Consider the following 9,940-nt stretch of genomic DNA (forward strand, 5'->3'; position numbering starts at 1 on the left):
TTTATCTGACAATTGTTAATTCTACTTTTTCTTTTCGTCCATCGGAATAAGTGATAAAGGCAACATATATGCCAACGGCGACAGGCTGACCTTGTCTGTTATTTCCAATCCACTCTTCGTTCCCTGAACCAAATGGAAGACTATAGATTTCTTTACCTTGTTTATCGTAAATTAGGATCGTACCAGATGTACCTGATTCATATATAGGTTTCCATTTTTCATTATAGTCCGGATTGAAACTATAAGATTCATTCATGGCGCACCATTTTTCTTCTACGATAACTTTTTTCTTATATGTACATTCTTTGTCATAAGTAACCAGTAGGTCGTAAACTCCAGCAGATAAGTGTGAAAATAATCCTTTTGATCCGGTTTTACTTTGAATGTCTATCTGGTATGTGTACGTATATGCACCATCTGAAATGATTGATATACTTCCTGTTTCTTTTTCCTTACAAGAAGGTTCTGTATTTATTTTAAACGATTTATCACAATTGATATTGTTTTCATTTAATACAGGTGTGTCCACATTTTTAGCGGTTGTTCCGGATTGATTGGATTGTGTTTTAGTTTCCGGAGTGTTGTCCTTGTCTATGTTGAAAATACTTTTCTTTGAAGAGTCCGTTTTAATTGCTTCTTCTTTGTTTGTATTACTAATGTGTGCGGTCTCTGTTGATTCTACTTTTGTATTTGATAATTGAGCAGAACTTAATTCAGTTGAAGGTTTTTCTTTTGATCCGTTATTCTTATTTTCTTCAATTAGAACATTTTCCTGGGTTTTACTATTTTGTTTCGATTCTGATTTACTTTCTTCGATCGTTGAATTTTCTGTTGAAACAAAGTATGTTGTTGCACCCGAAAGTATTGCTAATGAAACAACCGAAATGATTCCTGCTTTTTTCCAATCGATGGGTGGTTTGTATTTGATGTTTTTAATATCCTGACCTATCGTATTTTTCAATTCTGCTAAGGAGGCATAATATATGGCTTCATTGCTAGCGCGTACTTCCGCTACCTGATCAGCCAACGCTTTATCCTGAGCGATTCTTTCCTCAAAAGCAAAACGCTCATGCTCAGACATACCTCCATTAAGGTAGTTTTCAATAGCGTCAAATAGTTCGTTTTGCGGATTCAATTTTTTAATAAGTTTAGCGTTTCTTTATTTTCAGAAACAAGTTTGGTAAAATATTTTTTACAACGGTAATGTTGATTTTTAGCTACTTTCTCATCTTTCATATCCATTAAAGCTGAAATTTCTTTCATGCTTTTTTTGTCAAAGATGACATATGATAATATCCTTTTGCAGTTATCTTCGAGTTTGTCAAACAAAATTTTAAATGCAGCTAACTGTTCGCCTTTGATAATGTCTCTTAATTGATCACTGTCATCACCAATATCAAAGCCTATAAACGAAGCCTTAATCATTTTTTGTTTTTTTCGTGCTATATCAATCCAGGAATTCTTTGCAACGCGGAATAAAAACCCATCCAGGTCATAGTCTTCATTGAATTTTCCATTTTTTATATATTGAAATAACACAATCACAGCATCCTGAAAGACATCATCCGCATCATCCAAAGACCCTGAGTTTTTTAAAATATAACTCCGTATCTTTCGGAGCGGGTCTTTGTATAAATACTTCAGCGCCTCATTATTTTTTCCCGTACGAATACATTCAATAATGATTTTCGAATTGTCGCTCATTTCTTAATCTACGCAGTCTTAAAAAAAAGTCATCACTTATTTATATAATATCTTATATTTAACGAATTTAATTTTTAATATTAACATTTCAATAATTATTATAAATGTACACAATCTTGAAATTCAGCTTGCGAATAAAGCCTGTAATCGGGATTGTATTTTTATTTTTTGGAAGCCTAATAACCTCTCATGCTCAGCTTAATACAACTGAATTTGAAGATTTCACACAAACCAGCCTCAATCCCTATTTAATAAATCCGGCAGCAGCAGATTCGTCTTATCTGTTTAAGATACGCATTAATGCAATTGATGAATTGGGTTTGATCAAATATGTGAATCGGTTTTATATGGATATCGATAAGCGGATTGGCACTGGCCGTAAAAACTCCTATCATTTTATTGGCATGCAGGCTTTAAATTCAAAAATAGGACAGTATATCTCTAAAAGTAGATTACAATTCAGATATTCCTGGTTTACTCAATTAAGTAGAAGAGCTTCCGTTTCTGCAGGTATATCTTTAGGCTTTATCAACTATGCTTTCCTTACAACTCAAGGCGGTACAGGTGGTTCAGACTTTGGTCCGGATGGAATGTTAGGCGTTCATTATATCCGGCCAAACACCATCATTGGTTTTTCCATGCAGCAAATTTTCACGCCGATATTAATTCCTGTCAGTCAATCGTTCAAACTCAGCAGACTCTATAATATAGATATTTCTCAACGGTTCAGAATTGCTCCGAGGATAAAATTAACTGCATACGGAGTTGTTCAATATTCAGGTGGAAGTAATTTTAATTATAGCATGGGTTTAATGACAGATGTTTTTGAATATGTTATGATCGGTATGAATAATTTTTCACTGAAGAAAACTTCCTTCAATGTTGGAGTGCAGCATATTCAATTATATGGAACAGAATTGTCTATTGTAACAACCTATAGTATTTACCACAGTGTATTTCCTACACCAAACAGTACATTGGAATTGTTTATGGCCGTTCAGTTATAATCAATTTGTAAAACTATTTTTATAAACTCCCGTATTGGGTTTTCTTTTATTTAATAATCAACATTGTGGCTTTAGAATGCTATTTTTTATAATAGGAAGGATATTTTTCCGCGAATTCTATTGATAAAGGCACATTTTTACTTTTTTAGCATTTTTATAATATTTTCTTACATTTTAATGATGACCTTTTTTGTGGGCATACGTAGCCTGTAGTCTTTTTTAGGAAAGATTGCCAGTTAACCGATAACGTCTGTATGCAAAAAAATCTACGATACTCAAACATTCAGCAGAATTTTGAATCAATTATCCAGGCATTTGTAACGCCAAAGATGCTCATCTGCATTTTAATAGTTCTCCTTTATGGAAATACTGTACGAGCTCAGCTATCCAATCAACCGGGAACGAATGGGATTCAAACCTATGTGAATCCAATTTTACCTGGTGATCACCCGGATCAGACCTTGATGCGCGTCGGGGCAAATTTTTATTCAACAGGTTCTAATTTTCACTTTACACCTTATCTTCCGATTCTTCATTCAACAGATTTGATGCACTGGGAAGTTATTGCTCGTGTGATTCCACCTACATCAAGTATTCCCAATAACGATACCCCTTCAGGAGGTACATGGCAAGGTTCCCTGGCACAGTTTAATAATAAGTTCTGGGTATACTTTTCAAACAACGCTGGTGGCGGACAATATTTCTGTAATGCAACAAACATGGCTGGTCCGTGGTCTGCCCCGGTGAAAGTAAACACCAACACAGGTGTGTATGGCTATGACAATTCCATTTTTGTGGATGATGATGGTACTCCTTATATGCTCTTAAAAAATGGGCAGGATCTGAATGGTCTACAAAAAATGGGCATGGATGGACAACCTACCGGACAAGCATTGAATATGAATTGGATCAACTCCAATGGACATCCATACAGCTGGGCTGAAGGTCCGGTAATGTGCAAACGCAATGGCCGCTATTATATGTTTGTTGCAGGAAATGTAACAGGCGGACAATATGTGTTGAGTTCTGCTAAACTTTCTAATGTAGAATCGGATTGGACAAGGCATGGAACGTTTTGGCAGACATCAACTGGTTCAGGTGGTTTTACAGGACCGAATCATGTTACACAACCTATAAAGTTAGACGATGGTACCTGGTGGTGTCTTTCGCATGCCTATGATAATGGTGGCTGGGAAGGGCAAGGCAGACAAAGCCATTTGCACCAAGTTATCTGGGATGCGAATGGTGTGCCTAAAGGGATTCCTGTAAGCGTTAATCCGGTACAAGGCCCGAATCTTCCAAGCAGTAATATTAATTATGAATTTGATCGGTCCGATTATTTTGAGTCAACAACATTAAGTCTCAATTGGCATTTTTTAAGTAAGGTGTATGCCAATGCTTCTAAATACAGTTTGAGCGAACGTCCGGGTTATATGAGATTAAAGCCCGGAACAGGATATACACATGTATTACAAAAAGAAAAAGGAAAATATTTTTCTTTGACTACAAAGGTAGATTTAAATGCTACAGCTAATGGACAACAAGCTGGTATCAGAATGACGAACGGTAATGATGATGTTACCTTCACACTATATACTGGCTATAACAATGGCAAAAAAATTGGTATGTCTTTTCAAGGAGTAACAACAGAAGTGAATAATGCCATTGGTACTACTGTGTGGTTACGTGTTGAGCGTGCCTTACATATATTAACGTGTTTTTACAGTGCGGATGGACTTGCCTGGACACAGCTTGGCACAAAGGATGTGTCCAACATGGATAAATCACAAACAAATTATAATCAATGGGTAGGAACCTCTGTAGGTCTTTATGCATCTGCTACATCTGCCGACTTCGATCAGTTTTCATATCGTTATGGTTTTGTTCCGATTCGTGTGGAAGGAAGAAACAACTGGTATGGTGTAACATTTGCAAATAGAACACCCGGCCGTGTAGTAACAAACAGCACTTCCGGTGATTGGCTTATGTTAGCAGGGGTTGATCTGGGTTCAGGTAGCAGAGTAACTACAGGTATTGAAGTGAATGCATCTTCTGCCAATAGTAATGGTAGTTTGGAAGTGTGGCTTGATAACATTGGAGGAACTGGTACAAAAGTTTCAACAATAGCTATTCCGAATACAGGAGGAGTGGATGTATGGAGCAATGTAACAGGAACGTTTAATTCATCCGGGCAACATGATGTGTATTTAAGATGGGTTGGCGGAGCAAATAGTTTTAGTGTGAATACCATTCGCTTTTTATCAGGAGCTGCAGCGCCAGTCCCTGTAGTCTCAATCACAGCCCCAACGAGTGGTACAGTTTATACCGAAGGCGATAATATTACGCTTACAGCAACAGCAACGATCACAACAGGAAGTATTTCGAAAGTAGATTTTTATAATGGTACAACGTTATTAGGCAGCGATGCAAGTTCACCTTATACGTATACCATCACAGGAGCTGCAACAGGTAACTATGTAATCACAGCAAAAGCAACGAGTGCACTAAATGCAACAACAACGAGCACAGCAGTAAACATCCAGGTAGCCAAGCCGATCTATCAGACAGGCTCCGCACCAGTTATCGATGGTACAGTTGAAAGCTTGTGGAGTAACTTTACTTCTACATCCGTAAGTAAAACAGTAAGCGGTACGGTTAGTTCCACGGCAGATCTTTCGGGTAACTGGAAAGCTGCATGGGATGCGACGAATTTATATGTACTGGTTCAGGTAACTGACGATGTTAAACGCAACGATGCAGGAACAGACGTGTATAACGACGATGGTGTTGAAGTGTACATTGATATGGGTAACAGCAAAGCAACGACGTATGGCACGAACGATCAGCAGTACACGTTTAGATGGAACGATGCCACAGCAGCGTATGAGATCAACGGACATTCGGTAACAGGAATTACCAAAGGCATTACCAATACAACAACAGGCTATATCGTGGAAGTAAGTATCCCATGGAGCACAATGGGAGGAACCGCTTCAGTAAATGCAATTGAAGGCTTTGAAGTAATGATCAGNGATGATGATGACGGAGCAGCACGGGATGGTAAGATGGCATGGGCAGCAACAACAGACGATACATGGAGCAATCCAAGTCTGATGGGAACGGTTATCTTAAAAGGATTAAACTGNACNGCACCNACAGCAGCAATTACAACAACAACTGCAACGNCATTCTGNGCAGGTGGAAGTGTNNTNTTNAATGCACCTACAGGNACAGGATACAGNTATGTNTGGAAGAACGGCACAACAACCATCACAGGAGCAACGGCTCAAACATATACAGCAACAGCAGCAGGAACATACACCGTTACAATAACCAACTCAGGTGGTTGTTCAGCAACCTCAGCAGCAACAACAGTAACGGTTAATGCATTACCGACGATAACGCAGTATGCGCAGATAGACGGCGGAGCATGGAATCAAACAAATACAGCAACGGTCTGTTCAGGATCTACAATTGTACTAGGTCCACAACCAACAGTAACAACAGGCTGGAGCTGGANAGGTCCGAACGGCTACAGTGCAACAACAAGAGAGATTACGCTTGCTTCAGTAACAACAACCCAAGGCGGAGTTTATACAGCTACGTATACAGATGGGAATACGTGTAAAGCAACTTCCACATTTACGGTAACAGTAAATGCAGCACCAACATCCGCGATCACCACAACGACAGCAACAACATTTTGTGCAGGAGGTTCTGTAGTGTTAACAGCAAGTTCAGGTTCATCATACAAATGGATGAACGGAACAGCAGCAATCACAGGAGCAACAGCGCAAAGCTATACAGCAACAACAGCTGGAAGTTATACAGTTGAAGTAACCAACAGTACCAATTGCAAAGCAACTTCCGCAGCGACAACGGTAACGGTGAATGCAGCACCCACAGCCGCAATTACGACAACTACAGCAACAACATTCTGTGCAGGTGGTTCTGTGGTATTAACAGCAAGTTCAGGTTCATCTTACAAATGGATGAACGGAACAGCAGCAATCACAGGAGCAACAGCACAAAGCTATACAGCAACAACGGCAGGTTCTTATACAGTAGAAGTAACAAATGCAGGAAACTGTAAAGCAACTTCTGCAGCAATAACGGTAACGGTAAATGCAGCACCAACAGCAGCGATTACCACAACTACAGCAACAACATTCTGTGCAGGTGGTTCTGTAGTGTTAACAGCAAGTTCAGGTTCATCTTACGTTTGGAAAAATGGAACAACGCAGGTTGGAACAGCACAGACCTATACAGCAACAACAGCCGGAAGTTATACGGTAGAAGTAACAAATGCAGGAAACTGTAAAGCAACTTCAGCGGCAACAACGGTAACAGTAAATGCAGCACCGACAGCAGCGATCACAACAACTACAGCAACAACATTCTGTGCAGGTGGTTCTGTGGTACTTACAGCAAGTTCAGGTTCATCTTACGTTTGGAAAAATGGAACAACACAAGTTGGAACAAATCAAACCTATACAGCAACAACAGCCGGTTCTTATACGGTCGAAGTAACAAATGCGAGCAATTGCAAAGCAACTTCTACAGCGACAACAGTAACGGTAAATGCCGCACCAACAGCAACGATCACAGCTAATGGCTCAACTTCTATTCCTCAGGGAGGCAGTGTAGTGTTGACAGCGAATACAGGTTCAGGCTTTACCTACAAATGGTTCAAAGGAACTGTTCAGGTAGGAACAGCTCAGACGTATACAGCAACGGATGCAGGTGTATATACTGTTGAGGTAACGAATGCGAACAACTGCAGCGCAACATCAGCTGGAACGAATGTGAACATCAATACCAATCAGCCATCGGTTATTACTATCACATCACCTGTAGCAAATACAACGGTGCAGGGCACAATTACAATTGCGGCAGATGTAACAGATCCGGATGGTACGATTGTAGCAGTTGAATTCCTGGATGGCAACATGGTGATCGGAACAAGCACAACAGCACCATACAGTTTTGACTGGAGCAATCCGGGTCAAGGGACTCATACAATCACGGTTCGTGTAACAGACAGCAACGGAGGTGTAACAACTTCTGCACCGGTAACAATTACAGCAGAAGCCATCACAACAGGTGTTCAGTCATCAAATACATTGAATGCAAACATATATCCGAATCCATCCCGAGGAGATGTTTACATTGAAACGGATGTTGATTTGTCAAATGCAAGCTTCACGATTGTAGATGTGATGGGAAGAGAAATGCAAATGGAATCAACACTTACAGGAAGCGGCGCGATGGTAGATGTGAGCAATCTGAGTGCAGGCACTTATGTATTTATCATCAACAATGGTAATTCAATCTTGAGAAAGAAAGTTACCGTAATCAAGTAAACTTCATTATTCGACATACTTAAATAGAATATCAATAACTGGAAATTAATTAACGACCAATACTATGAAACAACATCTTCTAAAAACAATTGGCCTGATGTGCTTGCTATTTGTATTTCAAAATACACAAGCTCAGATAGCAAAGTGTAAAGGTAAATACCTTGGGAATATTATTTCCGGTAATGTGCCTAGTAATTATACAACCTTTTGGAATCAGGTAACTTCTGAAAATGCATCTAAATGGGGCTCTGTTGAGGGTACCATGGGGCAGTATAACTTTGGTGGCTCAGATGTTTGCTACAACTGGGCAAAAAATAACAATGGTATATTTAAATATCACAATCTTATTTGGGGGGGGCAAACACCTGGCTGGGTAAATACTGCTGCTACTGCAACCATTACGAATAATATAGATCCGTATTTTAAAGCAGTAAGAGATCACTATGCACCTATGGGAGGCTTAAAGATGATTGATGTTTTAAATGAACCTGTCAATACTCCAATGCCTGGAAATTTAAAGGCGGCACTAACTGCTGGATATAAAGCGGAACCTGCAAATGCCGGTGATTTAAATAATCAATATGGTTGGGCGATCTGGTGTTTTCAGGTTGCCAGAAAATATTTTCCTGATGCAACATTATTGATTAATGAATATAATATTGAAATGAACTGGAACAATTGTCGTGCTCCTTACATAGCAATGACAAATGCAATTAAAAATGCACCCAACCTTACAGATGGAAAGAAAAATTTAATTGACGGTGTAGGTCTTCAGATGCATGGAATCAATACGTTGACAGCGGCTAATTTCAAGGCGTGCCTCGATGAGATTTGGACTAAAACAGGTGTACCTATACATTTAACAGAATTTGATGCTACAGCAGATCCAAACGAAGCTAAGCAGCAATCTGTATATTCAACGTTGATTCCGATTGCATGGGAACATCCGCATGTAGCTGGTATTACATTATGGGGATATATTCAGGGGCAAACGTGGATTGGAGGAAACAAGCAAACAGGAGCTGGTGGTACAGATTCAGGAATTATTTATGCGAATGGAAATGATCGTCCTGCAATGACCTGGTTGAAACAATATTTTGCTTCTCAACCAAGTTTATCTTGTTGTCCGGCTCCCGGACCTTTTGCATCTTGTACGAACCCTAATCCCGTCCCCGTCGTTTCCATTACCGCTCCGACGAACAATACAGTTTACACAGAAGGAGATAATGTCACGATCAACGCAACAGCAACGATCACCACAGGAAGTATTTCAAAAGTAGATTTTTATAATGGAACTACGTTATTAGGCAGCGATGCAAGTTCACCTTATACGTATACAATCACTGGAGCTACAGCAGGTAATTATGCAATCACCGCAAAGGCAACGAGTGCATTAAGTGCAACAACGACAAGTACAGCAGTAAACATCCAGGTAGCCAAGCCGATCTATCAGACAGGCTCCGCCCCAGTTATCGATGGTACAGTTGAAGGCCTGTGGAGTAACTTTACTTCTACATCCGTAAGTAAAACAGTAAGCGGTACGGTTAGTTCCACGGCAGATCTTTCGGGCAACTGGAAAGCTGCATGGGATGCAACTAACCTGTATGTACTGGTTCAGGTAACTGACGATGTTAAACGCAACGATGCAGGAACAGACGTGTACAACGACGATGGTGTTGAAGTGTACATTGATATGGGTAACAGCAAAGCAACGACGTATGGCACCAACGATCAGCAGTACACGTTCAGATGGAACGATGCCACAGCAGCCTATGAGATCAACGGACATTCGGTAACAGGAATTACCAAAGGCATTACCAATACAACAACAGGCTATATCGTGGAAGTAAGTATCCCATGGAGCAC

The 9,940-nt window shown here is 39.8% G+C and carries 5 protein-coding genes; 3 read left to right on the forward strand and 2 right to left on the reverse strand.

The window, feature by feature from the left end:
- Window position 1: 1 nt before the first annotated feature.
- Window positions 2-1,135 (reverse strand): flagellar hook assembly protein FlgD, encoded by a 1,134-nt coding sequence (locus A3EE_RS0119780; RefSeq protein WP_018345188.1) that lies wholly within the window; start codon window positions 1,133-1,135, stop codon window positions 2-4.
- Window positions 1,132-1,704, reverse strand: a complete 573-nt coding sequence (locus A3EE_RS0119785; RefSeq protein ID WP_018345189.1) for an RNA polymerase sigma factor — start codon at window positions 1,702-1,704, stop codon at window positions 1,132-1,134. Before A3EE_RS0119785 ends, A3EE_RS0119780 begins: the two co-directional genes overlap by 4 nt.
- A gap of 104 nt (window positions 1,705-1,808) precedes the next feature.
- On the opposite strand from A3EE_RS0119785, the gene A3EE_RS0119790 reads away from it, so the two are divergent.
- The 3 genes from A3EE_RS0119790 to A3EE_RS21570 all read left to right on the forward strand — a co-directional run.
- Window positions 1,809-2,711 carry a type IX secretion system membrane protein PorP/SprF gene (locus A3EE_RS0119790; protein WP_018345190.1) on the forward strand — a complete coding sequence of 301 codons (903 nt, stop codon included), beginning with the start codon at window positions 1,809-1,811 and terminating at the stop codon, window positions 2,709-2,711.
- A gap of 254 nt (window positions 2,712-2,965) precedes the next feature.
- Window positions 2,966-8,074: a sugar-binding protein gene (locus A3EE_RS21565; protein WP_018345191.1), complete on the forward strand. Its 5,109-nt coding sequence runs from the start codon at window positions 2,966-2,968 to the stop codon at window positions 8,072-8,074.
- Window positions 8,075-8,138: 64 nt separating this feature from the next.
- On the forward strand, window positions 8,139-9,940 hold a 1,802-nt coding region (locus A3EE_RS21570), incomplete at its 3' end, for an endo-1,4-beta-xylanase (protein WP_018345192.1).

The sequence above is a fragment of the Cytophaga aurantiaca DSM 3654 genome (assembly GCF_000379725.1).
In the GTDB taxonomy this organism is placed as follows: domain Bacteria; phylum Bacteroidota; class Bacteroidia; order Cytophagales; family Cytophagaceae; genus Cytophaga; species Cytophaga aurantiaca.